General features: G+C 57.6%; 1 protein-coding gene. It reads right to left on the reverse strand.

From position 1 onward, the window contains the following. Window positions 1–14: 14 nt before the first annotated feature. Window positions 15–953, reverse strand: coding sequence for an IS110 family transposase (locus ACQKKX_RS20625; RefSeq protein WP_427573534.1), 939 nt, complete (start codon window positions 951–953; stop codon window positions 15–17). Between the last annotated feature and the right edge of the window lie 96 nt (window positions 954–1,049).

Below are 1,049 nucleotides of genomic sequence, written 5' to 3' on the forward strand. Positions count from 1 at the left end.
AGTATCCGTTTTGATCAAGCCGGTTTTGGAGTCCATTTTTGCTTTTTTCGCAGGAGTGCGTTTGCGAGGACCACGAGCTTTCGCATGACGGCGGTGATCGCGACTTTTGGCGGCTTTCCGGCTTTGATGAGAGTTTCGTATTTGTCCTTGAGGTCGGGATTGAAGCGCGCGGCGACGAGAGCCGGCATGTAGAGCGCCTGTCGGACGATGGCCCGACCGCCGACGATGAAGGCGCGTCCGATCCATCGCCCGGATTGCCTGTCGCTTGGAGCAAGGCCCGCAAGCTTGCCTGCGGCCTTCTCATCGAGTTCCCCCAACTCGGGCATCTCGATGAGAAGGGTAAAGGCCGTGATCTTCGACAGACCGGGTATGGAAACCAGGATATCGAAGCGTGCTTTGAGGTTTTTGTCGATCGCAATGTGGCTGGTGATGGCCTGCTCGACTTGGGCGAGCTGCGTTTCGATCTGCTTCAGGCGGGCAGCGTTTTGCCGTTTGAGGAGTAGCTGGCTGATATTTTTGCCTCGGTTCTTCGCAGCCGTCCTGTCCTTCACTAGCGCCAGGCGTGCGGCATGCAACTCCTTGAGTTCAGCGAAAGAAGCGGCGTCCGGGCGTAAGAGACGCGGGTTCAGCAGCATGCCGAATTGCGCCAGCATCTCGGCATCCGCACGGTCTGTCTTTGCCAGCTTTCCAGTCGCTTCGGCAAATCGTCGCGCCTGACGCGGATTGACCTTGGAAACGGGCAGCCCCCGGGTGAGCATGAAGCGTTCGAAAGCCTTGTGATAGGCTCCGGTCGGCTCATAGACGATACGCGCAACCGGCCTTTCTCCGATCCATCCGAGTATGGCGGCAAACCCCTTGGCGTCGTTGCTGATGCGCAGCCTGTCGCCATTTGGCAGACGATGCAGATCGATATGGTCTTTCGAGATATCGGCACCGATGGTAATCTCAGTCATCTTTTCCGTCTCCCATGCTTGTCATCCGAGCCAAAAGCTCGGGTATCCGTTCAGGACGATTGGAAAAGATGGGGGCGATCAAACTCTAGCACGGCC

Origin of the sequence: Neorhizobium sp. NPDC001467, from assembly GCF_050275975.1 — a bacterium.
Taxonomy (GTDB): domain Bacteria; phylum Pseudomonadota; class Alphaproteobacteria; order Rhizobiales; family Rhizobiaceae; genus Neorhizobium.

Coding starts and splice junctions, on each gene's coding strand:
- ACQKKX_RS20625 (WP_427573534.1), bottom strand. CDS start 953: ATGACTGAGATTACCATCGGTGCCGATATCTCGAAAGACCATATCGAT.